This window comes from Novosphingobium sp. FG90 (assembly GCF_057808725.1).
Map to the genome: position 1 here is coordinate 29,198 of NZ_JBMDIO010000030.1, position 23,871 is coordinate 53,068.

The 23,871-nt window shown below is 65.2% G+C and carries 15 protein-coding genes and 1 pseudogene; 7 read left to right on the forward strand and 9 right to left on the reverse strand.

All coding sequences use genetic code 11. The annotated features are described in order from the left end of the window. Positions 1–153: 153 nt before the first annotated feature. A complete protein-coding gene (locus ACODRZ_RS20625) occupies positions 154–2,997 on the reverse strand; it encodes a TonB-dependent receptor plug domain-containing protein (RefSeq protein ID WP_488970190.1) in 2,844 nt (947 codons plus the stop codon). 680 nt (positions 2,998–3,677) lie between these two features. On the opposite strand from ACODRZ_RS20625, the gene ACODRZ_RS20630 reads away from it, so the two are divergent. The 4 genes from ACODRZ_RS20630 to ACODRZ_RS20645 all read left to right on the forward strand — a co-directional run bounded on the left by ACODRZ_RS20630 (position 3,678) and on the right by ACODRZ_RS20645 (position 7,950). Then, positions 3,678–6,146, forward strand: a complete 2,469-nt coding sequence (locus ACODRZ_RS20630) for a zinc-dependent metalloprotease (protein ID WP_488970164.1) — start codon at positions 3,678–3,680, stop codon at positions 6,144–6,146. A 49-nt stretch (positions 6,147–6,195) separates the two neighbouring features. Then, positions 6,196–6,765: an Lrp/AsnC family transcriptional regulator gene (locus ACODRZ_RS20635; protein ID WP_488970163.1), complete on the forward strand. Its 570-nt coding sequence runs from the start codon at positions 6,196–6,198 to the stop codon at positions 6,763–6,765. A 100-nt stretch (positions 6,766–6,865) separates the two neighbouring features. After that, entirely contained in the window at positions 6,866–7,252 is a 387-nt protein-coding gene (locus tag ACODRZ_RS20640; RefSeq protein WP_488970162.1) for an MbcA/ParS/Xre antitoxin family protein, read from the forward strand. A 17-nt stretch (positions 7,253–7,269) separates the two neighbouring features. Then, on the forward strand, positions 7,270–7,950 hold the full coding sequence (locus ACODRZ_RS20645; RefSeq protein WP_488970161.1) for an RES family NAD+ phosphorylase: 681 nt from the start codon (positions 7,270–7,272) through the stop codon (positions 7,948–7,950). Between the two features lie 4 nt (positions 7,951–7,954). On the opposite strand, the gene fghA is transcribed toward ACODRZ_RS20645, so the two are convergent. Genes fghA through ACODRZ_RS20660 form a run of 3 tightly spaced genes read right to left on the reverse strand, consistent with a single transcriptional unit; the run spans position 7,955 to position 10,306 of the window. Further along, the gene (fghA, locus tag ACODRZ_RS20650; RefSeq protein ID WP_488970160.1) at positions 7,955–8,794 is read right to left on the reverse strand and encodes an S-formylglutathione hydrolase; all 840 of its coding nucleotides are present in this window, start codon (positions 8,792–8,794) and stop codon (positions 7,955–7,957) included. 4 nt (positions 8,795–8,798) lie between these two features. Beyond that, complete coding sequence (locus tag ACODRZ_RS20655) at positions 8,799–9,179, reverse strand: VOC family protein (protein ID WP_488970159.1); 381 nt, start codon at positions 9,177–9,179, stop codon at positions 8,799–8,801. A gap of 14 nt (positions 9,180–9,193) precedes the next feature. Next, the gene (locus ACODRZ_RS20660; protein WP_488970158.1) at positions 9,194–10,306 is read right to left on the reverse strand and encodes an S-(hydroxymethyl)glutathione dehydrogenase/class III alcohol dehydrogenase; all 1,113 of its coding nucleotides are present in this window, start codon (positions 10,304–10,306) and stop codon (positions 9,194–9,196) included. Positions 10,307–10,402: 96 nt separating this feature from the next. Between ACODRZ_RS20660 and ACODRZ_RS20665 the strand changes: the two genes are divergently transcribed. Then, a complete protein-coding gene (locus tag ACODRZ_RS20665; RefSeq protein ID WP_488970157.1) occupies positions 10,403–11,290 on the forward strand; it encodes a LysR family transcriptional regulator in 888 nt (295 codons plus the stop codon). Positions 11,291–11,394: 104 nt separating this feature from the next. On the opposite strand, the gene ACODRZ_RS20670 is transcribed toward ACODRZ_RS20665, so the two are convergent. Continuing rightward, on the reverse strand, positions 11,395–13,764 hold the full coding sequence (locus tag ACODRZ_RS20670) for a TonB-dependent receptor (RefSeq protein ID WP_488970156.1): 2,370 nt from the start codon (positions 13,762–13,764) through the stop codon (positions 11,395–11,397). A gap of 654 nt (positions 13,765–14,418) precedes the next feature. Between ACODRZ_RS20670 and ACODRZ_RS20675 the strand changes: the two genes are divergently transcribed. Beyond that, positions 14,419–14,952, forward strand: a complete 534-nt coding sequence (locus ACODRZ_RS20675) for a hypothetical protein (RefSeq protein ID WP_488970155.1) — start codon at positions 14,419–14,421, stop codon at positions 14,950–14,952. 6 nt (positions 14,953–14,958) lie between these two features. Here ACODRZ_RS20675 and ACODRZ_RS20680 read toward each other — a convergent pair whose 3' ends face one another. The 3 genes and pseudogenes from ACODRZ_RS20680 to ACODRZ_RS20690 all read right to left on the reverse strand — a co-directional run bounded on the left by ACODRZ_RS20680 (position 14,959) and on the right by ACODRZ_RS20690 (position 20,814). Continuing rightward, complete coding sequence (locus ACODRZ_RS20680) at positions 14,959–16,410, reverse strand: efflux transporter outer membrane subunit (protein ID WP_488970154.1); 1,452 nt, start codon at positions 16,408–16,410, stop codon at positions 14,959–14,961. Further along, positions 16,403–17,620, reverse strand: a complete 1,218-nt coding sequence (locus tag ACODRZ_RS20685) for an efflux RND transporter periplasmic adaptor subunit (RefSeq protein WP_488970153.1) — start codon at positions 17,618–17,620, stop codon at positions 16,403–16,405. Before ACODRZ_RS20685 ends, ACODRZ_RS20680 begins: the two co-directional genes overlap by 8 nt. After that, positions 17,613–20,814: pseudogene (locus tag ACODRZ_RS20690) on the reverse strand (efflux RND transporter permease subunit). Before ACODRZ_RS20690 ends, ACODRZ_RS20685 begins: the two are co-directional and overlap by 8 nt. 322 nt (positions 20,815–21,136) lie before the next feature. Between ACODRZ_RS20690 and ACODRZ_RS20695 the strand changes: the two are divergent. After that, positions 21,137–22,042 (forward strand): LysR family transcriptional regulator, encoded by a 906-nt coding sequence (locus ACODRZ_RS20695; protein ID WP_488970152.1) that lies wholly within the window; start codon positions 21,137–21,139, stop codon positions 22,040–22,042. Between the two features lie 26 nt (positions 22,043–22,068). On the opposite strand, the gene ACODRZ_RS20700 is transcribed toward ACODRZ_RS20695, so the two are convergent. Further along, a complete protein-coding gene (locus tag ACODRZ_RS20700; protein WP_488970151.1) occupies positions 22,069–23,373 on the reverse strand; it encodes a replication protein RepA in 1,305 nt (434 codons plus the stop codon). Positions 23,374–23,871: the final 498 nt, after the last annotated feature.

The following is a 23,871-nucleotide window of genomic DNA, read 5'->3' on the forward strand; positions in this document are numbered from 1 at the left end:
TCACAATCAGCTTGAAGTGTTTCCCGTCGCCCCTGCGCAGGCAGGGGCCCATCAGGTCCATCGCCACGACACCTTGCTTCCCGCGAGGCGGCCAGGTCGGGATGGGTCCCTGCCTGCGCAGGGACGACGGGGAGTGGTAAGGCTGCATCGCGATCAGAACTCGACCTTCGCCGAGACGCGGAAGGTGCGGCCGATCACGTCGTAGCGGCTGCGGTTGGTCTGGGCGTAGGCGGGGACGTTGTTGCCGTCCGGACCATTGCCGACGAGCACCGGGTCCTTGTTCAGCAGGTTGTTCACGATGAAGGTCAGGTGGCCCATGCCCCCGCCCATCGCCGGGAACTTGAAGTCGACCGAGGCGTCGAAATAGACCGCGCCCTTGATCGAGTTGTCGTTGATCGTGCGGTATTGTGCAGTGCTGGTCGGGCAGTCGCCGTCGCATTCGATCCAGTCGTTGCCGTAGACGCCGTCCGTGAAGCCACGCGCCACCAGGTTCAGGCTGACCGGATCGATGTCGTAGAACGCGCTGACGCGGTAGACCCAGTCGGGCGAAGCATATGTGCCGCCAGCCAGAACGCCCGCATAGTCGATCGGGAAGCTGATGCCGTCGTCGACCACGTTCTCGATATAGTGCGTGGCCTGTCCGTGCAGCCGCAGGGTGCCGGGGCCGACTTGCGCGGTGTAGCTCGCCTCGATGTCGAAGCCCTTGGTCTGCTGGCGGGCGAAATTGATCGGGGTGAGGTCGATCGTGCTCAGCTGCCCGTTCACGAAGTTGATGTTGGGGCAGTACGAGGAGATGCCCTGCTCATAGCACAGGTCCACGGTCTGCTGCGCTGTGATCGAGCCGATCGCGTCCTTGATCTTGATCTGGTAGTAATCGAACGAGAGCGAGACACCCGGCAGGAAGCTGGGTTCGAAAACGGCGCCCAGCGTCCAGCTGTCAGCCACTTCGGGCTTCAGCGCACGGTTGCCGAAGGCGTTCTGCACGAACTGCAGCGAGCCGGTCTGCGGAGCGTTGGCGCCGTCGGGGATGATCACCGAGTTGGTGCGCGCGGTGCCCGCCGCGAACAGTTCGTCAAGATTGGGCGCGCGAATGTCATGGCTCAGCGTACCCCGGAAACGCAGGGAGTCGATCGCCTGCCAGTTGGCACCCACCTTCCAGGTGCCGACCCAGCCCGAGGTCGAATAATGCGTCCCGCGCGCGGCGGCGTTGATGTTCATCCCGTCAAAGACCGGCACGTCGACTTCGAGGAAACCTTCGGCAACGTGGTACTTGCCCTGGTTGACCCGGAAGTTGCCGTAGAGCCAGCCCGAGTTGAACACCGGATCGACCGAACCGTTGATCTGCTCGCGCCGCCATTCGACGCCGGTGGCGAAGGCGATGTCGCCGGCGGGCAGCGCGAAAGCCTTGCCCGAAATCGTCGCGGCGGCGACGTCCTGCTTGATGGTCTGGCGACGAAGCGGCTGGTAGCCGTCGTTATAGATGTAATCGAGAGCCTCCTGCGACGGCCCGTTGGTGCCGAGCCGGTCGATGGGAACGCAACCGTTGGTCGGATCGGTCAGGGTGGAGCGGCACACGATGTTGCCCGAGGCGTCGAACACCGCATCCTGCGCCAGCGCCATGCGCGCATTCATCCAGGTGTTGGTCAGTTCCTCACGCGCCTTGGTGACGCCCTTCTGATAGTACACGTCCCAGCTGAAAGGCTTGCCGAACATCTCGACGGTCCCCTTGGCGCCGACGACGCCGCGATAGACCTGCCGCTTGATATTGCTTCCCGGGATCGGGAAACCGGCGTTGGAGGTGCCGACCGTGATCGAGGACAGCCCCTGCGCCGCCATCTGCGCGGCGACCGTCGGGTACTGGCTGAGCAGGTAAGCGTTATCTGCCGCGATGCTCACGCCGGTGCTGGGCGTCTGCTGGTACGAGGATGCGCTGACCGAGCGGTTGTAGGAGAACTGGCCAAAAATCTCGATTTCGGGCGTGATCTCGAAACCGATGCGCTGGAAGGCGCTAAGCCGCTCGTCCAGCGGGACCAGCGTATTGGTGCCGACATGGCCGGCGAGAGTGGTCTGCCAGTCGCCGCCGATCATCCATGGGCTGGAGACGGTGCCGTAATTGAGCTGCCCGGTCTGCCCTTCGCCAAGGAAGTAGGTGCCGCGCAGCGGGCCGCTGGTGATGAGGCCGCCCTCCGTGTACCCCGCCGGGCCGATTCCGCTGCCGACCAGCCGCTGCGGCTCGCCGTTGGTGGCGGTGTAGGCCGGGTTGTTGATCTGGAAGTAGCCGCTGTCGTTCCAGTCACGGCGGATGCCTTCCTCGCGGTCCTGCTTGAAGTACGAGACGTTGGTGAGCAGGTGCAGCCGGTCGTCCAGCAGCGAGAAGCCTGCGGTGCCGGTGAAGCGGTAGTTGAAGGCGTCGCCATAGGTCGAGATGCCGGTGTCGGCGCCGATCTTGAAGCCCTTGTACCCGGTGTCGAGGATGAAGTTGACGACGCCGCCCACCGCATCCGACCCGTAAGCGGCCGAGGCGCCGCCGGTGATGACTTCCACACGCTTCACCAGATCCTGCGGGATGGTGTTGATGTCCACGGTGCCGCCCACGGTCGAGGCGACCGAGCGCTGCCCGTCCACCAGCACCAGCGTACGGCCGACGCCCAGCCCGCGCAGGCCGATCGAGTTGATGCCCGCACCCGCGTTCGAAAGCCCGCCTGATGCCGTGCCCGAAGTGCCCGAACCGGCGATGGCAGGCATCTGGTTCACGAAGTCGGAGATGTTCGCGGGCGCCTGCGCGGCGATGTCCGCTTCGCCCAGCACCGCGACGGGAGTGGGCGCGCTGTAGCCGTCGCCGACGATGCGCGAACCCGTGACGACGATGTCGTTGACCGGCTCCTCGTCCGCAGGCGTCGGCGCGCCTTGCGCCATGGCCGGGGCGGCCAGGAACAGCGGCACTGCCGCGCCTGCCAGAAGCAGGGCACGGACCGAACGCGCTGAAAAGCTTTCCATCATGCCCCGACTTTGCGAGGTCTGGCCCAAGGCCGTGTTTGCATTGCGCATCGCGAAAAACTCCCTGTGACCGAATCTCTCGCCACAGGCGCCCTCATCCCGATGGACGGGGAATGGACGCGGTTCCTCCAGGCACACGGATGTGCTCACCGCCCTCGCGGTGCCGCCGGCAAAGCGCTTGATGAAAAACCCGTATTCCCCGTTCCCGCCTACCCTTGCGGGAACCCCATCATCCGGCAGCGTCCGTCTTGGATTTCGGTTTGCCCCCGATCCGGATCGCTGCCTGATGCCGTCGATACTATCCGGAAGGGGGCGAATGATCCCAATAAAGTTGCGGCTATTTTGCCGATCGCTTGATGGATTTCAGCGTTAATATCGCGATCCGCGCAAGATTGGTGCGGATGCTCCGGAACCCGCGCATTTTCCCTAACCCGATCGCGCCGTGATTCGCGAAATGCAGCGCAGCATCGCGGATGCGGTAGGCGACTTGTGCAAGTGGACGAGCGCTTGCGCATGATTTTCGCGGCTTTTTGATCCTCAACGCAGGATTCCATCAACGACGCGCCATTCCGCCCCGATAAGTTCGGGGAAGCTGCGCGAGGTTTGCGCTAGGCTTTGCTGCAACGGCGAGATGAGGGGTTCACGCTCTCGCCACCAGCTCCACAGGGGGAATACTCACGATGTCTTTCGTCGCCCGCATGAAGCCTTTCCTCGTCGCCGGTTGCGCTGTCGTAGCCTGTGCAGGCGCCTCGTCCGCGTGGGCCACACCGGTTGCGATCGCTTCCACCGCTGACGGTTCCCTGCTGCCGGTGCAGGTCGATGCCGCCAAGGGCAAAGTGCTGTTCACCCTGCCCGCCCCCGCCGCCGACGGCACTTCGGGCCGCTACCTGTTCACGCAGGCGATCAAGACCGGCCTCGGCTCCGCCGCGATCCGCATCGACCGGGGCATGCAGGGCGATACCAAGGTGCTCGCTTTCCATCGCATGGGCGGCAAGGTGGCCGTGGTGTTCGAGAACCCGCGCTTCCGCGCCAGCGGCGATGCGGGCGTGCAGATGGGCGCGAAGGCCAGCTTCCCGTTCAGCACCGTTGCCATGCTCGACGTGGTGAGCGAGGCTGCCAACATGAACGGGGGCGGCGTCACGGTGGACCTCACGCCGCTGCTGATGACCGACGCGATGGACCTGGCCGGCGCGATCAGCGAAAGCGCCAAGGGCTACAAGCTGTCGGAAAAGCTCAGCGCGCTCGATCCCGCCTCGGTGAAGGTGTTCCCGAAGAACGTCGAACTCGAAACGGTCCAGACCTTCACCGCCGACAGTGCGGGCCGCGAACTCGATACGCTGGCTCCCGATGGCCGCGCGGTCAGCGTCACCGTCCATTCCTCGCTGATCGCGCTGCCCGAGCCCGGCTTCGTGCCGCGCAAGTTCGACATCCGGTCGGGCAGCCACGCCACGCAGGCCTATGACTTCGGCACGCCGCTAGGCACGCCGATGCTGGTCGAATATTCCAACCGCTTCCGGCTGGAGAAGACCGATCCGTCCGCAGCGCGCTCGCCGGTCAAGAAGCCGATCATCTTCTACATCGACAGCGCCGCGCCCGATCCGATCCGCACCGCGCTGGCCGACGGCGTGCGATGGTGGGCCGACGCCTTCGACGCGGCGGGCTTCGTCGATGCCTTCAAGGTCGAGATCCTGCCCCCCGGCGTTGATCCGCAGGACGTGCGCTACAACGTGGTCAACTGGACCGACCGCCAGAACCGCAGCTGGTCCTACGGCGGCGGCGTGATCGACCCGCGCACCGGAGAGATCGTCAAGGGCGTGGTCGTGCTGGGCGCGCTGCGCGTCCGGCAGGACATCACGATCTTCGAGGGCCTCGTCGGCACCACACAGAATAACACCGGCGGCCCGAACGACCCGGTCCGCGCCGCGCTCGCCCGCATCAGCCAGCTCGGCGCGCACGAGGTCGGCCACGCGATCGGCTTCGTCCACAACTTCAAGGCCAGCCTGCAGGACCGCGCCTCGGTGATGGACTACCCGGCACCCAAAGTGACCATAAGCGGGGGCAAGCTGGACCTTGGCGACGCCTACGCCACCGGCATCGGCAAGTGGGACAAGTTCACCGTCGACTGGCTCTACGGCCAGCCCGCCCCCGGCGTGGACGGCGATGCGGAAGCCGCCGCCAAGGCCGATGCGATCCACAAGGCAGGGCTGATCTTCGGCACCGACGTCGACGGCCGCGCGCCCGACCTCGCGGTGCCCGGCGTCAACATGTGGACCGAGGGCGACGATACCCCCGCCGACCTTGCTCACACGATGGAGGTGCGCCGCATCGCGCTGGCGAACTTCGGCCCCGGCGTGCTTCTTTCGGGCGAGCCGCTGTCCAACCTGCGCCGCAAGTTCGTGCCGATCTGGCTGTTCCACCGCTATTCGATCGATGCGACCGGCAAGCTGGTGGGCGGCGTGAACTACGAATACGCCGTCGTCGGCGACGGGCGCGGCGCACCCTCTCCGGTCCCCGCCGCGCAGCAGCTGGAAGCGATCGACGCGCTTGTCGGCACGCTTTCGCCCAGCGTCCTGACGGTGCCCGCATCGCTGGCGATGATGCTGTCGAGCGGCAGCAGCGCCCGCCCCGACGCCGAGGCCGTGCCCGAAGTGATGCGCGGCGCGGGGGCGGCGGTGTTCGACCCGCTCGTCGCCGCGCAGGTCGCCGCGCAAGTCACGCTCGACAGCCTGCTTGCGCCCGCGCGCCTGACCCGCCTGCACATCCAGCACGGCTACGACGCGGGCCAGCCCGGCGTCGGCATTCTTCTGGACAAGCTGTCGCCGGTAGTAGCCGCACATGGCGATGCGGTAACCCGCCGGATTTCGCAGGCGACGCTGCTGGCCATCGCCGCCGCGCGGCAGGATGCCGACACACCAGCCGACGTCGCGGCCCTGCTCGACGGCTATCTCAAGGAGACGGCCGCCACGTTCGGCAAGGCAAAAGGCGGCACCGAAGACGCGCTGTGGCAGGTCTCGATGGCCGCGCTGCTGCGCGATCCCACGCGCCTCGCCGCCGAGATCGGCAAGACCAGCCGCCCGCGTCCGCCGATCCCCGCCGGAATGCCCATCGGCGGCGACACCGGCTGGTTCGACAACATTCTGTCGGAATAACGCCCCCACCCACGCCCTTTTGTTTGAAATCCAAAGGACAATCGGCACTATGGTTTCGAAATTGAGAAAAGGGGCGCTCAACAAGATGGATATGCAGTCCGGGAAACTGCACTGGCTGGATGCTGCGCGCGGCAAGCCTGCGCAGCACGAACTCGACGACACCGACCTCCGCCTGATGCGCGCCCTTGTCTCCGATGGGCGCGCATCGGATGTGTGGCTGGGCGAGAAAGTCCATCTGTCGAGCACCGCGGTCGCCCGCCGCCGCAAGATCCTCGAGGAAGCGGGCTATATCACGCACTACTCCGCCAACCTCAACGTCCGTTCGCTGGGCTACGGTACGCTGGTGATGGTTTCGATCGAGCTGGTTTCGCAGGCGGAATCCGTGCTGCAGGACTTCGAAAACGCGGTTCTGGAAAGTCCGTCGATGCAGTTCTGCGCCTTCGTGACCGGCGACACCGATTTCCTGATGATCCTCAACGTGCAGTCACTGGAAGACTACGACATGATCTACCGCAAGGAGCTTTCAGTGCTGCCCCACGTCAGACGAATTCGCAGCAGCTTCGTCCTGCGCGAAGTGGCCAGCCGCCAGATCGCGCCGGTCATCCTTACGGGACGCTGAGCCGTTCGGCGACGACGGCGGCGTAAATCGCGGTCGCCGCGCACATGACGAATTATGATCATCCATTGAAATTTGATCAGATTTCGCACATATCATGCGCATGGCTACTGCTGTTCAATCCCGCGAACCGAACCGGAAGGATCTGACCGGTCCGGCCCTGCGCACGTTCTTTCGCATCTCCGATGCCTGGGGCCTCAAGGAGAACGAACAGATGCGCCTGCTTGGGCTGGATAGCCGATCGACGTTCCAGTCGTGGAAACGCGGTGCCGTTGCTGCCATCCCCAAGGATGCCCTGGAGCGGATTTCCTATGTCCTGGGTATCTACAAGGGCCTGCAGATCCTGCTGCCGCGCACAGCCGACGACTGGGTCCGCAAACCCAATGCCGCGCCGGTATTCAATGGCCGGTCCGCGCTCGACAGGATGACTTCGGGCAACGTCGCGGACCTTTACGTGGTGCGGCAATACGTCGATGCCCAGCGCGGCTGACGGGGCCGCGAACAGCCATGGACGTTGCGGTCACCGCGCTGCGCTGGACACCGTGCTATCGCATCGTGCCGAGCCGGTTCCCGCCGGTTTCGGTATTCGACAAGGTCGCCGATCCGGCGGATCTCGAAGCGGTCTTCGCGCTCGAAGCGATGACGAACGACCGCTTGCGCGAGGAAACCGGCCAACTGGCGCTGGTCTCCCCTGAAGATCGTGTTTCCGGGCCAGGCACGACACCGATCATGGCGGCCTTCACGCATCTCAGTCCGAAAGGCGACCGGTTCACCGACGGCTCCTTCGGCGTTTTCTACGCCGCGCGCTCGATCGATACCGCCGTCGCGGAGACCTGTTATCACCGCGCCCGCTTCATGACCTTTACCGCCGAGGCTCCGCAGGAACTCGACATGCGCGTCTATGCCGTAGATCTGGACGCACGCATGCACGACATACGCGAACACCGGATGGACCTCGCGGCAGTCTACCATCCCGACCACTACGGTGCATCGCAAGCCTTCGCGGTAGCCCTGCGCGAAGGCGGATCCGACGGCATCGTCTATGCCAGTGTCCGCCACGCGGGCGGCGAATGCGCGGCGGTGTTCCGGCCGCGGCTGCTCTCCAACTGCCGGCAGGAACGCCACTTGTGCTACGTCTGGGACGGCAGCACGATCGCCACCGTCTACGAAAAGCGCGCGTTCGGCTGAGCGGTCAGCCGCGAAGACGCTCCGCATGCCACGCGACGTGCTCAGGCATGAACGTGGAGATGAAGTAGTACGAGTGGTCGTACCCCTCCTGCATGCGGATCGTCGCGGGCTGACCTGCCTTCTCGCATGCTGCGGCAAGCAGCGGCGTGCGCAACTGCTCTTCGAGGAAGCCGTCCGCCGTTCCCTGATCGACCAGCAGCGCCGGAACGCGCGCGCCGTCCTCGATCAAGGCGCAGGCATCATACGCGCGCCAGTCGGCCCGGTTTTCGCCGAGGTAGCCTGTCAGCGCCTTTTCACCCCAAGCACAGTTCAGCGGCGAGACGATCGGCGAGAAGGCGCTGACCGAGCGGAAGCGATCGGGATTGCGCAGCGCGACCGTCAGCGCACCATGACCACCCATCGAGTGCCCGGTGATACCCTGACGCGCCATGTCGGCCGGGAAATGCTGCGCAACAAGCGCGGGCAATTCAGCCTCGATATAGGAGCGCATGCGGAAATGCTGCGCCCAGGGATCGCGGGTCGCATCGACGTAGAAGCCCGCGCCCTTGCCGAAGTCGTAGCCTTCGTCGTCAGGCACATCGTCGCCGCGCGGGCTCGTGTCCGGCGCGACGAAGATCACGCCATGCTGCGCGCATGCTGCACGAAACTCACCTTTTTCGGTGACGTTCGCGTGCGTGCAGGTGAGCCCGGAGAGATACCATAACACCGGCAGTTTCGCGCCCGGCCCATGGTCGGGCACGAAGACGGAGAACGTCATCGGCGTTCCCGTCTCGGCGCTGTCATGGCGATAGACGCCTTGCGTGCCGCCGTGGCTGCGGTTGGTGGAAATCGTCTCCAGGCTCATCGCGTCAGGCCTTCGGTGCCTGCCAGAGGCAGAGCTTGTTGCCGGTCGGATCGCGCAGGTATGCGCCGTAGGCGCCGGGGAACATTTCGCGCGGGCCAGGTGTGCCCTCACAGGTTCCGCCTGCAGCAAGACCTGCAGCATGAGCGGCGTCGACCGCCTCGGGGCCGGGTGCGGCAAAGCCTATCGTGCCGCCGTTGGCGAACGTCGGGGCATTGCCGTCACGCGGGGTCACCGCCGCAAAGAAGCCGCCGGGCGTGGCGTATCCGACGCCATGCCCTTCGCCGATCAGATTGCCCTCGCCATGGCCGAGCGCGCCGAGAACGGCATCGTAGAAGGTCTTGGCGGCCGGGACGTCATTGGCGCCGACCATGATATGCGTGAACATCGAAATTTCCCTCTTCAGAAGACCACGACCGAGCGAATGGATTCGCCCGCGTGCATCAGATCAAAGGCGGTGTTGATTTCTTCAAGGCCCATGACGTGAGTTATCATCGGATCGATCTCGATCTTGCCGGCCATGTACATGTCGACGATCTTGGGCACGTCAGTACGGCCCTTGGCGCCGCCGAACGCAGTGCCGCGCCAGTTTCGGCCGGTGACCAGCTGGAACGGGCGCGTCGCGATTTCCTTGCCCGCTTCCGCCACGCCGATGATAATCGAGGTGCCCCAGCCGCGATGGCAGGCTTCCAGAGCGGTGCGCATCACTTCGGTATTGCCGGTGGCATCGAAGGTGTAGTCGGCGCCGCCATCGGTCATCAGCACGATCCTGGCGACGATGTCCTCGCGGCTCATGCCCTTCGTATTGAGGAAGTCGGTCATGCCGAAGCGGCGGCCCCACTCTTCGCGATCGGGGTTGATGTCGACGCCGATGATCCTGTTGGCGCCCGCGAGACGCGCGCCCTGGATCACGTTGAGGCCGATGCCGCCAAGGCCGAAGATGACGACGTTGTCGCCCACCTGCACCTTGGCGGTATTGATCACGGCACCGACGCCCGTAGTGACGCCGCAGCCGATGTAGCATGAGGACTGGAACGGCGCGTCCTCGCGGATCTTCGCCACGGCGATTTCGGGCAGGACGGTGAAGTTCGAGAAGGTCGAGCAGCCCATGTAGTGAGAGATCTGCTGGCCCTTGTAGCTGAACCGGCTGGTGCCGTCGGGCATAAGGCCCTTCCCCTGCGTGGCGCGGATCGCGGTGCACAGGTTGGTCTTGCCCGAGAGGCACGACTTACACTGGCGGCATTCCGGCGTGTAGAGCGGGATCACATGGTCGTCCTGCTTCACGCTGGTGACGCCCGGCCCCACCGCGCGCACGATCCCGGCGCCTTCATGGCCGAGGATCGAGGGGAAGATGCCCTCGCTGTCGAAGCCGTCGAGCGTATAGGCGTCGGTGTGGCAGATGCCGGTCGCCATGATCTCGACCAGGACTTCGCCTTCCTTCGGCCCTTCCAGGTCCACTTCGACGATTTCGAGCGGCTTCTTCGCCTCGAAGGCAACGGCGGCGCGGGTCTTCATGCGGGGTGTCTCCTTTTCGCCGGGGGTTCTAGCGCCTTGCCGGATTGTCGTTAATGGGGTTCTTGGGAAAAGCATTATAACCGAGTGGGAAAAATCGTGATTGGAGCATGGGACGGCATCGAGGAATTCGTGACGGTGGCGCGGACCGGCAGTTTCACCGCCGCCGCACGCAGCTTCGGCGCTTCGGTCACGCACATGAGCCGCGCCGTTTCCCGGCTGGAGGCGAAGCTGGGCAGCCAGTTGTTCCATCGCACTACCCGATCGCTGGGACTGACCGAAGCGGGCCGCATCTTCTACGAGACCGGCAGCCGCCTGATCTCCGAGCGCGAGGACGCGATCGCCGCCGTTGCCGCGCAGGGCAGTCCGCGCGGCAACCTGCGGATCACCTGCTCGTACACATTGGGGGAGCGGTTCATCGGCCCGGTCCTGCGCGAATATGCGCGCGAGCATCCCGAACTCGCGATCGCCTGCGACCTCGACAACGACGTCGTCGATCTGATCCGCGACGGCTACGACATCGCTATCCGCACCGGGCATCTGGAGGACTCGCGACTTGTCGCGACGCGGGTGGCATCACGCGCGATGGTCACCGTCGCCGCGCCCGCCTATCTTGCTGCGCGCGGGAGACCGCAACGCATCGCCGAGTTGAAGGAGCACGACTGCCTCGTCGGCTCGGCGGCGTTCTGGCACTTCCAGCGTGGCGAGACCTTCCGCCCGGAAGGCCGCTGGCGCTGCAACAACGGAACGATGGTGCTGGAAGCGGCGCTGGAGGGCATGGGCGTGTGCCAGTTGCCTGCATTCTACACGGCCTCGGCGATCGCCGATGGCCGGCTGGAGGAAGTGCTCGCCGGAGAATGTCCGGACGACGAGCCGATCTGGGCCGTCTATCCGCGCCTCAAGCACCTCTCCCCCAAGGTCAGCCTGTTCGTGGCGCTGCTGCGCCGCCGATTGCCCGCTCTATTGGCGGGGGAAACGGCGAATTAGCGAAAGTCCGCCCCACCTCGTCATTGCGGCAACCCAGAGCAACGTAAAGCTGCCTTGGGTTGCTTCTCCGCTTCGCGGCTCGCAATGACGAAGTCCTTGGCGTCTCAGCGGCTACCGAAGGCGTAGCGGACGTTGATACCGAACTCACGCGGCGCGGTAGTTGTCACGCCGTTGTAAGTGCTGGTGAAGGTGGTCGCCGCGCCGCCCGCAAGAATGTTGCGGTAGGACGTGAACAGCGGGTCGGTCCGGGTCAGCGTCTTGGTGGTGTCGAACAGGTTCTTGGCGAAGAGCGATACTTCCCAAGCTCCCTTTGCATCGCGGATGCCGGTGAAGACATTGACCAGACCGTAGGAGCCCAGATTGTCGTAGATGTTCACCGGATCGACACGCGAATTGCCGAAGAAGTTGAACAGGCCGCGCACGTAGGCATCAACGTGGTCGCTCACCGCGAAGCTGTATTCGCTGGTCAGCGTTGCGCTGAACGGCGCCTGGAAGCCGGAACGCTGGTTGACCTGGCAAGCCGAGATGTTGTCACTGCCGACAGCGGCCTGCAGAACCGGCAGCGAAGGAGCGGACGTGATGACATCCGGCACGCCGTCGCCGTTGAGGTCGTTGCACGGAACCGTGCCGCTCTTGATCTTGCCGATCGAGTAGCTGGCGACGAGACCGAGGTTCCAGCCGTCCATCACGTCGATCGAGACGTCGCCCTCGATGCCGTTGACCTCGACCGGGACGGCGCCGACGAAGTTGAACTGGGTCACCACCGGGTTGGCCGGATTGGTGTAGTCCACGAAGTAGACCCCCCGCCCGCCGGTGCGGTACGGATAGTTCTTGAACTTCTGGTGATAGGCCGTCGCGTTCAGGCGCATGCGGCCACCCAGCAGCGTGCTCTTGAAGCCCAGTTCATAGGATTTGGAGCTTTCCGGCGGCAGGTTGACGAAGCTCTCCTCCAGTTCCGACATGCGCTGGCTGAAATCGCCGACCACATTGATGCCGGGACGCCAGGAACTGCCGGTGCTCGCATAGACCATGAAGTCCGGCGAGAAGTTGTGCTTCACCGAAGCGGAGTAGATCCACTTCTTCGCATCCTGCCCGGTCGTGGCGGTCGAGGCGCCGTTGATGAACAGGCCGTTCTGCGAGGTGTAGGAGATGTGGCGCACGCCGCCGGAAACTTCGGTGCCCTCGCCCAGATGCGCGGTCAGGTTGCCGAAGAACGACTGCTCGTGGCTGGTGTTGGTGCGCTGGATCGCGGTGTTGACGATGCCGAAGATGGCACCGGTCGTAGCGCTTGTCGGGTAGCCCAGGATGGTCGGACGGTTGAGGGTCGTCGGGTTGTCGTTCTTGTAGTCGAAGAAGCCGACGACATAGTCGAAGATGTCGGCAATGCGCGCATCGTTCTGCAGGCGAATTTCATGCGAGGTCGCCTTGGGCGACGAATAGGTGTCCTGTTCGACCGAGCCGGGGAAGAAGTTGGCCTCGTCCATCACCTCGATGCCGGTGATCTTCTGGGTATAGTGCTGGCCCTGATAGATCAGCACCTGTCCAAAGCCGGAGGCCTCGGCGCGCCAGTTGTAGATGTCGTAGATCTGATGGATCGGGCGCGCGGATTCCATGATCGAGCGGCGGTCCGAACTGTCGATGTAGACCGGGCTAGCGGCGGCATCGGGGTTCACCTCGCTGAAGGACGCGACCTGATCGTAGAGACGGGCCTTGCGGTCCATCTTCTGATACATGCCCTCGAACTTGAGCCAGTCGGTCGGCTGCACGATGGCGGAGATGCGGCCGCTCTTGGTGCGCTGGAACGGATCGCGCGCCGAAGTGATCGGGCGGACGCGGTCGGCCTCGTTCTCGTCCCAGACACCGGCGACGCGGATGGCGGCGATGCCCTCGATGATCGGCAGGTTGAAGCCGCCCTTGAAGTTGATCGTGCCGATGTCATTGGCGGTCATGTCGGTGAAGCCGCCCACCGAGTAGAGGTCGGGCTTCTTGGCGCCGATGGTGATCGAGCCCGAAGGTGCGGCACGTCCGCGCAGCGTACCCTGCGGCCCGCGCTGCACTTCGATCTGGCCGATGTCGTACATCTGCTGCAGGATCACGCCTGCGGTGATCGGCGCGTCGTTGAAGTAGAATTCCACCGTGGGATTGGTGCCGCTGGCCGAGACGTCGAAGTTGACGCCGCGCAGACGACCGCCGCCGCCGACGCCGTTGGCCTCGGTCGTCAGCTGGAGCCCGGGGACGAGGGTGGAGACTTCCTTGAAGTCACGGATGTTGAGCTTGGCCACGTCGTCCGCCGTCACCGTGTCGATGACTGCCGGAACATCCTGCACCGCCTCATCACGGCGGCGGGCCTGGACGATGATGACATTGCCCGCGACTGCTTCCTCGGCGGACGTGTCCGCATCCTGCGCAAGGGCGGGGGTCGAAAGACCTGCCAGGCTGGCGGAACACAGAAGTACAGACGAAAACAGCCTCATCACATCATCCCCATCATTGGTCTTACCGTTCGACCGCCCCCTGCTGCGACCCGGAGACCGCGTGATGCTGGAAACGTCCGTCGATCGCCCCGTCCTGCTGGCGGAGCCTTCTTCGGCGGCCCCCGTCGACGCGGGAACCTGTCCGTCCAATTGCGAGGCCCAAAGCTTCGTAATCAGCCGCCGGACCATACGAGCGGGTGGCGCGGTAATGAAGCAGCGACGGCCAACATCTTCCCGGCGATGATGCTCACGCGCGCATTCGCTGTGGCGATTTGTCGGGGCAAGTCCTCCTGAAGGCAGGATAAGTGCCGCAAATGACACTTTTCCGAAGTATTCCGCCGCAATTCGCGATGCTCCTACTTCATTCCGGCAATGCTTTCTCCAACCGGCGCGCAAGTCGGTCTTACCAATTCAAGGCTATGCTTCATTGCGCGTGCATCGGGGCAACTGGCGTGAAAGGTTCGCCGATCGTAGCGAATCGCGGAGAGGACAAGAATCTCGCCTGTGACACTTTGCCCCCGGTAAAGTGTCATTGCTGACAAAGCGAAAGGTAGCCCGGAAAGGGGATTCTCTCGATTCCGTTTATGTGCTCTATTTTGCCTCGCTATGTTCCATCACAAGCCTCTATCCCCGCATCGCGGGCGGGCCAGCGACATGGCGGATCTCCTCGACCGCGTGGCACAGGCCAGTTCGCGCCCCCGCTACGCTTTCATGGTCCTCAGCCTCATCGCCGAAATCGCGCGGCCGGACGGCAGTGCCGGGCCTTTCATTCTGCGCGAAGGTCGCACGACCCTGCTCCGGGACTGGCTGTGCGATGCACTCGCGCCCATGGGCGCGCGTGATCCCAGGCGTCTGATGCTGGCGGAGAAAGTGCGCGTCGAACTGCTCGCCTCCGGCAATGCCCCGGCGGAACCGCAAGCGGCCGAGGCGGTGATCGCCGCCGAAGTGCATGAGCGTATCCGCAAGTCCGGCAAGACCAACCTGAGCCGCGCCGTATCGGAACTGGTCCACGCCGGACTGATCCGGCGCCACTACCAGGGTTTTCGCGTCGATCACCAGAACCGGGGCGCCGGACGCCATGCCGTCTATACGCTGGTTGGTGGCGCGCGGTGCCTGATGGGGCGATCGGGTCCAACGGCGCAGCCTCCCCGGAGTGAAGCACTCCAGGGCGAGCTCAGGCTCAACTGAACGGGCTCAATCGCCCGCCGAAGCGCCGTCAGAAACCGACAGACCTCCGCCAAGAGCCTTCACGAACGCCACACTGGCCTGCATCCTCTGGGTCTGCACGGAGATGTACGCACGCTGGGCATCGAGCGCATCGGTCTGCGCCGTCACGACATCGAGATAGCCCGCCGCCCCGTCGCGATAGCGCGACATCGCAATGTCGCGCGTCCGCTGCGCTGCGTCGGCCGCTTCCTTCTGCGCGACGGCCGCCGAGGAGAGATGGTGCATCGCTGCGATGGCATCCTCGACCTGGCGGAAGGCGGTCAGCACCGTCTCGCGGTAATCCGCCGCCGCTTCCTCATAGTCCGCACGGGAAATCTTCACCTGCGCCGCGCGGCGCCCGCCGTCGAAGATCGTCAGCAGGCTGGTCAGCGGGCCGAGCGACCAGAACGTGTTCGGCGTCGTCAGCAACTGACCGTTGGTGGTCTCCCACCCGCCAGCCGCGCCGAGCGTCAGCGACGGGAAGAACGCCGCCCTGGCTACGCCGATGCGGGCATTGGCCGCGAAGACCCGGCGCTCGGCAGCGGCGATGTCGGGGCGGCGCTGCAGCAGATCGGACGGTGTCGCCGCCGGAGGCGCAGGCGGAGCCAGATCGGCCGCCGCCATCGGCAGGCTGAAACCGGACGCGACTTCGCCGACGAGCGCTGCGATCTCATGCTCGGTCGCGGCGCGCTGGTTGGCGATCGTCGCCACTTGCGCACGCGCGTTGCCAAGGACCGTGCGCGCCCGATTGACGTCGATCCCGGAGGCCACGCCGCCCGAGTGCCGCTTGTCCGTCAGGTCATAGGCGCGGGCGAAAGCCTCGACCGACTGGTCCAGCACTTGCGCCTGGGCATCGAGGCCGCGCAGCCGGAAATAGGCGTCGGCCACCGCCGCCTGCAGGCTGAGCTGCGCGGAAGCGAGATCGGCGCGGCTCGCATCCGATTCCGCCGTCGCCGCCTTCACCTGGTTGCGGATGCGCCCCCAGAGGTCCAGCTCGTAATCGATCGAGCCGCCCACGGTATAGTCGTTGTACTTGCGCGCCGTGCCGGTGCTGAGCGGCCGGTTCTCCGACAGACGCTCCCGCGAGGCCTGACCGCTCACGCCCGCTTGCGGCAACAGGTCCGACTGCTCGACCCGCGCCGCCGCACGTGCGGCGTCATAGCGCGCGAGTGCTGCGGCAAGCGTCGGGCTGGCCTTCGCCGCGCGCGCTTCGAGATCTGCCAGCGTGGGATCGGCATAAGCATCCCACCACGGCCCCCTGCTCTCACCGTCACGCGGAGTCGCGGCGGTCCAGCCGGCGACTTCCTTGAACTGCGCGGGAGCGGCGGTCTGCGGCGGCTGATAATCGGGAGCCATCGAGCAGGCGCCCAATGCGAGAGCGACCGGCAGGGCCAGCAGCTTCGCGGTCGATATGCCCCTGTCAACCATGGCGTCAGCCATTGCCGCCGGCCCCCTTCGCGCCCTTCCCGTCCGGCGCGGCGATCCGCACGCGGTCGCCGGTGCGGATCGAATCCGGCGGCGAATCGATGACCTTGTCGCCACGCTTCAGGCCGACCGAGACCAGCACCGTCTTGCCCTCGTCACGCGCGATGGTGACCCGGCGCAGCGTGACCTTGCCGTCATTGCCGACGATCGCGACGCTTGGGCCGTCCTCTGCGGCAAGGATCGTGCTGCCGGGCAGGCGAAGGCCCCCGCCGACCCCGTCGATGGCAAAGCGCACATGGGCGAAGGCGCCGGGCTTGAGCGCGCCGTCGGAATTGTCCGCCTGCAATTCGACCAGCATCGCGCCCGACTGGGCATCGACCGAGTTGGCGCTGCGCGTCAGCGACGCCTCGAAGTCCCGGCCAGCGAACTCAGGAAGGGTAAGGCTGGCCTTCATGCCCGCATGGATCTGCGAGGAATAGACCTGCGGGACGCGCACGTAGATGCGCATGCGATGCACGTCGGAAACGGTGAAGAGCGGCTGCGATGCCGCGTTGCCCGCCACCACCAGCGCGCCGACTTGCGCCGAGCGGCTGGTCACGACGCCGCTGAACGGCGCCGACAACTGGGTGAAGCCGTGCTTCGCGTTCAGTTCGCGCACGCTGGCGAGCGCCGCGTTGGCCAGCGCGGTCTTGGCGGCGAGATCCCCCGCCTTCTCGTCCGCTTCCTGCTGCGAGACGGCGTCCTGCGCCAGCATCGACTGCCAGCGCTTAGAGGTCGTCGCGGCGAGGCGCTGGTTGGCCAGCGCGGTCTGGTAATCGGCCCTGGCCTGCGCGAGCTGCTGGTCGATCTCGGGCGCGTCGAGGATCGCGAGCGTCTGCCCTGCCCTCACATGATCGCCGATGTCGGCCAGCCAGCGACGGACATAGCCGTTGGTGCGCGCGTTGATCGCCGCGCTGTTGTAGGCCTGGATCGTGCCCGGCAGGACGAGCCCGTCGCCTCCCTCTGCGGTAGCGGGAGAGACGACGCTGACGGTGGGGACCGCCGCATCGGCAGCCACCGCCTCGAGGTCGTTGGTGGCGCTGATCCGGCTCGCGACGCCGAAGGCAACGACGGCGAGCGCAACGACGGCGGCACCGATGCCGACCTTCTTGAGCGTGCCGCTGGACGGGCCGGATTCAGGGCCGGATTCAGGGGCGGTGGTTTCAGTGGTTGCGGGTTCAAGCATGGCTGGGCTGCATTTCCATCGAAGGGGTCTGCTCGTCGCCATGGCTGCGGCGGCGGTGGACGAAGCTGAACACGGTTGGGACGAAGAAGAGAGTGGCGATCGTAGCGCAGATCAGGCCGCCGATCACGGCGCGGCCGAGCGGCGCGTTCTGCTCGCCGCCCTCGCCCAGGCCGAGCGCCATCGGCGCCATGCCGATGATCATCGCGAGCGCGGTCATCAGCACCGGGCGGAAGCGCACGAGCCCCGCCTCGACCGCCGCCTTGGTGGCGTCGCCCAGTTCGGCAAGCTTTTCCCGCGCGAAGCTGACGACGAGGATCGAGTTCGCCGTCGCCACGCCCATGCACATGATCGCGCCGGTTAGGGCTGGCACCGAAAGCGTGGTCCCCGTCGCGAAGAGCATCCACACGATACCGGCGAGAGCGGCCGGAAGCGCGGTGATGATCACGAAGGGATCGACCCAGCTCTGGAAGTTAACGACGATCAGCAGGTAGATCAGGAAGATCGCCCCCAGCAGGCCGAAGCCGAGGCCGGAGAACGCGGTGTTCATGGTCTGGTACTGCCCGCGAATGGTGACGCTGGCGCCCTTGGGTAGTTCCTTGGCCAGCGAATCGATCGCCGACTGCACGGCCCCCGCAACGCTGCCGAGGTCACGCCCTTGCGTGGTCGCGTAGATGTCGATCACCGGCTGGATGTTGTAGTGCGAGACCACCGGCGTCGTGCTCGACCGCGTGAGCGAGGCGAGCGCGCCGAGCGGCTGCGTCGGAATGCCCGCCGCGCCCGAGATCGGAATGTCCGACAGCGCGTTCATCGAGCCGACCTGGTACTCCGGCGCCTGCGCCACGACCGGATAGGACACGCCGTTCTCCGGGTTCACGAAGAAGACCGGAGCGGTCTGCGCCGTGCCCGCCAGCGAGTTGGCAAGGCTGGTCGTCACGTCGCGCTCGCTGAGGCCGTACTGGCCGATGCGCGAACGATCGACCTCCACGTCGAGCTGCGGCGAGCGTGCGGGCTGCTGCAGGCGCATGTCGGCGATACCGGGAATGCGCGCCAGCTTGGCCATCAGCTTGTGCGCGTAGACACGCGCCGCGTCCTGGTCCTTGCCCGAAACCTGGATGTCGATCGGAGAAGGCGAGCCGAAGTTCAGGATCTGGCTGGTGATGTCGGCGGGCAGGAACGCGAAAGTCGCGCCGGGGAACCGGCGGGGCAGTTCGACGCGCAACCGGTCGACGAACTGCTCGGTCGGCTCGTGGCCTTCCTTCAGCGTGACCAGCACGTCGCCGTCCTGCGGACCGATCGTGCCGCTGTTCGAATAGATGGTGTTGAGCGCGCTGACCGGCAGGCCGATGTTGTCGGTGACGGTGCTCAGTTCCTCAGCCGGAATGATCCGGCGGATTTCACTCGTGATCTCCTCGAACCGCGAGGCCGAGGTCTCGATGCGGGTGCCTGCGGGAAGCCGCACGTGCATGGCGATCTGGCCCGAGTCCACGGCCGGGAAGAAGTTGCTGCCCAGGAACGGCATCAGGCCGAACGAGACGACGACGATAGCCAGGAACCCGATCATGAACGGCTTGCTGGAGCCCAGCGCCCGGCGCAGCAGGCCGATGTAGACCGCCCTCACCTTCTCGAAGCGCGCCTCGAACCCGCGCTGGAAGCGGACGAACACGTTTCGCGAACCGGGCTCGCCGGCGTTGTGGTGGTTCTCGCCGTGGGGCGCGTGCGGCTTCAGAAGGTACATCGCCATGGTCGGCACCAGGGTGCGCGACAGGATGAACGAGGCGATCATCGCGAAGACCACCGACAGCGCCATCGGCACGAAGAGGTAGCCCGCGACGCCCGGCAGGAAGAACATCGGCACGAAGACGATGCAGATGCACAGCAGCGAGACGAACGCCGGCGTCACGATCTGCGCTGCGCCGTCGAGAATGGATTCGACGACGCCCTTGCCCTGCTCGAGGTGCCAGTTGATGTTCTCGATCGTCACCGTCGCATCGTCGACGAGGATGCCGACCGCGAGCGCGAGACCGCCCAGCGTCATGACGTTGAGGGTCTGCCCGAACATCGCCAGCGCCATGATCGCCGCCAGCACCGCCAGCGGGATCGATAGCGCGATGATCACCGTCGAGCGCCAGGAGCCGAGGAACAGCAGGATCATCAGCGAGGTCAGCGCGGCTGCGATCGCGCCTTCGTGAATGACGCCGCTCACCGCCGCCTTCACGAACAGCGACTGGTCGCCTACGATCAGGACCTTGAGCGTCTCTGGCAGCGTCTGCTGGATCGAAGGCATGGTCTCCTTCACCCCGTTGACGATGGCCAGGGTCGAGGCCGCGCCGTTCTTGAGCACGGTCAGCAGCGCCGAACGGCTGCCGTCGACATGCACGATGTTCTGCTGCTGGGCGCTGCCGTCGCGCACGTAGGCGACGTCGCGCATATATATGGTGGCGCCGTTGACGACCTTCACCGGAATGTCGTTGAGCGCGTCGATCGTGCTGGGCGAGTTGTTGAGGCGCACGCTGTACTGCGTCGCGCCGATCTTGACAAAGCCAGCCGGGTTGATCTGGTTCTGCGCGGCGATGGCATTGCCGACGTCCTGCGCCGAAAGGCCCCTCGCCTGCAGCGCCTGCGGATCGAGGTCGATCTGTACCTGGCGCTGCTTGCCGCCCGAGGGAAACGGCATGGCAAGGCCCGGCACGGTGACGAGGCGCGGACGGATCTGGTTCTGGCCAAGGTCGAAGAGCTGCTGCTCCGACAGGCCCTTGCCCGACAGCGCAAGCTGCAGGATCGGCACGGTGGAAGCGGAATAGTTGACGATCAGCGGCGGCGTCGCGCCGGGGGGGAGCTGCTTGAGGATCGTCTGGGAAACCGAGGTTACCTGCCGTCGCGGTGCGGATGTCGACGCCCGGCTGGAAGTAGATCTTGACGATGCCGATGCCCTGGTAGGACTGGCTCTCGACATGCTCGATGTCGTTGACGGTGGTCGTCAGCACGCGCTCGTAAGGCGTGATCATGCGGTCGCCCACGTCCTGCGGCGGCAGACCGGCATACTGCCAGGCGACGGCGATCACCGGCACCTTGATTTCCGGAAAGATGTCGACCGGCGTCCTGAGCGCGGCGAGGATCCCGCCGACGGCAATCAGGATGGCCATGACGATGAACGTCAGCGGGCGGTTCAGGGCGACTTTGACGATACCGATCATCGACTTCTCCATGCGCCGCGCGGACACGGTCGATCCGCGCCTCGCGGCCCCTTCAATGCCATCCTCGTCGCAAGCCGGGTGCGCCGTCCTGCCCTGCCGCGGCTGAAGCGCATGACAAGGGCCAGGCCGGCAACTCCGGCGTCAGGAAACGGATCGGTCACCCGCCTTGTTGTTCGGGAGCGGTGTTGGCCGGCCGCATCGTGAGAGGAACCCCTCACGAAACCGCCGATGCGCGCTTGGATCTTTTCTGTCCAATATATATGGAGGCACGATCAATATCGAAAACCTCTCAATCGGAGCGTGACCTTTGGAGCTTAGGCACTTGCGCTACTTCGTCTGCGTGGCCGAAGAACTCCACTTCGGGGCAGCCGCGCAGCGTCTGGGCATATCCCAGCCTCCTCTCAGCCAGCAGATCCGCGCGCTGGAGGACGAACTCGACGTGCGCCTGTTCGACCGCACCAGCAGAAGCGTCAAGCTGACGCGCGCCGGGCTGCAGTTCCTGCCCCAGGCGCGCGAGACGCTGGCACAGGCGGACCGGGCGGCACGCATCGCCAAGCTGGCGGATTCGGGTGAAGTCGGCCGCCTCAGTCTGGGCTTTTCGCCTTCGGTGCCGTTCACGTCCTATGTCGTCGACGCGCTCGCGCGGTTTCGGGCGAAGTTCCCGGAAGTGCATGTCGAACTGAGCGAGCTCCCGCGGGAGGAACAGATCAGCGGCGTCGAGCGCGGCACCCTCGACATCGGTATCCTGCGTGCCTTTTCACCGCTGACGCTGCTGCCGCAGATGCAGGTGCTCCCACTCCAGTGCGAAGGCATGATGGTGGCGATGCGGCGCGATCATCCCCTTGCCGGGCACGATCGCCCCCTGTCGCTTGCCGATATCAAAGGCGAGCAGCTGATCCTCTTCGGCTCGATGAACGGCGCGGGCTTCAACGAGATGCTGAGCACCCATTGCGAGGAACTCGGCTTCCGTCCGACGGTGGCGCTGGAAGCTGACAGTTTCGGAACGCTCGTCGGGCTGACCGCGGCGGGCCTCGGCATAACGATCCTGTCCCGGTCGCTGGCCCGCCTAAATGTCGATACGCTGACGTTCCGGCCCATCGACATGCCGTTTTCCAGCCAGCTGGTGCTGTTCCATCTGCGCGATGCCTCGCCAACGACGCGCAACTTCCGCAGCCTCATAGAACCGGTCGGCGACCGCTCCCAGGGATTGACCATAGCGCCGCCCTGACCGTCAAACGGCTCGGACATCATCGGTCACTCGCCTTCGGCCGCTCCCCTGCGCTTGGCATAGCTGACGACGAAGGCATCCCATACGCGCAGCCACTCGGTTTCGCTGCGCTTGCGCGAAATTCCGGGGAAGCCGGCACGGAAGGCATCGGCCATCTGGTCCACCGACCAGGGGTGCCCCTTGTCGAGGCCGATCTTGCGGTATGCCGCCTCTCGCGTGCCGAAGCTCATGCTGCCGTTCGGAAATTCGAGCAGGGCTTCCTCCTCGGCGGCCTCATCCTTGCGGAATTTGCCCTTTGACGCGACCGATGATCTCGGTGCCTCTTTCGCCGCCGGCGCCCCCAGCAGCCGCAGATGCGGCCCGACCAGCTTGCGTTCCAGCGGCGCCGGAGAGGGATAGAGCACGACCTTGCGGCCGGACATGTCGATGTTGGCGTTGGGATAGACGGCCGAGACCAGCTGCATCGTTTCGCGCACGGTCTGGCGGAAACGCTTGCTGTCCGCATCGTTGCCAAGATGGCGCGCCAGCTGGTCCCAGGAAATCGTCTGCCCCTTGTCGGCGGCGATGCGCGGCAGACGATAGGCCAGATAGGTATAGAGGTCGAGGGCGGTAGGCGTGCCCTTCAACTCGCGGATCGCCACTTCGTTGAGCGGCACCGCATGGTCGATGAGATGCGCGTAGAAGCCTTCGGACATCCGGATCTCGCGGGCGAAGGCGCCATTCTTTTCCAGCGATCCCGCATACTCGTTGGAAATCTTGACGTCGCGCACCGCAAAGGCATTGTCGCCGGCCTCAGTCCCGTCCCAGCGAATCTGCCATTCGCAGGCCAGCAACCTGTCGACCTGCTCGCGCATGCGGTTGGCCGTACCGCGCGGTCCGTAAGACACGGTCTGATACCCGAGGCGGCGCATCCACTCTGTAAAGTTGCGCCCCAGGTAAACATCGCGCGACCGCTTCGAGACCGCCTGCGACAGAAGGTAGATGAGCGCGACACGTGGGTAGGCGCCGTAAGGCACGCCAAGACTGCGCAGGACCGGTTTGCCGTCCACCGTCTGCAGGACCGGCCGCGGGTTGATGGCCAGCGCATATTTGCCGTCTTCGCGCAGGATCGGCTGCGTCTCGTCCTTGGGCCGCTTCGTGGGCAGCGACATCGCACAGAGCGCCGAGTGGAGGAACGCGGGCACCGGTTCCTCGTCGTGGACGCGCAGAAACGCATCCAGCGTCAGCTGCGAACCGGCGGCTCGGGCAAGCGAGCGCACCTGCTCCTCGCCGCCATCGAGCATGGCGAGGGCATACTGGTGTCCAATCGGCTTGCTGCTATCCGAGTTCATATCGCCCTGCTTTGCCCGACTCATCGGGTTGTCATCTGCCGCTTAGACAACAGGTTTCGCCCGGATTGGCAAGGAGCTTGGCAGTTTCGGCAGGAATTAGCGGTTCAAACCTACAACCTTACCGATGATCTCGGTGCGTTCTTGGAGCTGAACCCAAATATCCCTGCTTTTCAAATCGAACCGATTCGCGAATCGGATTTTGATTAGGGATTCTTGTATAGGTTTGCGCTCCGAGATCATCGGTCCAAACGGCTCCGAGATCATCGCCCTGACGCACCGTCATCATCGCTGTGCACCGAGATCATCGGTGGCGGGGGAAAACGGCGATTTCGGAACGGTCGAAACGCGAATCACTCGGCGGGGCAGGGGCATTTTGCAGCAGCGGATTCGCCAACGGCACCGAGATCATCGGTCATTCGAGTCGCGCATTCGCTTTGTGCGACTCGGAAAGGGACAAAAAGCACGGAGATCATCGGTGGTTTTGTAACACTGATGGAC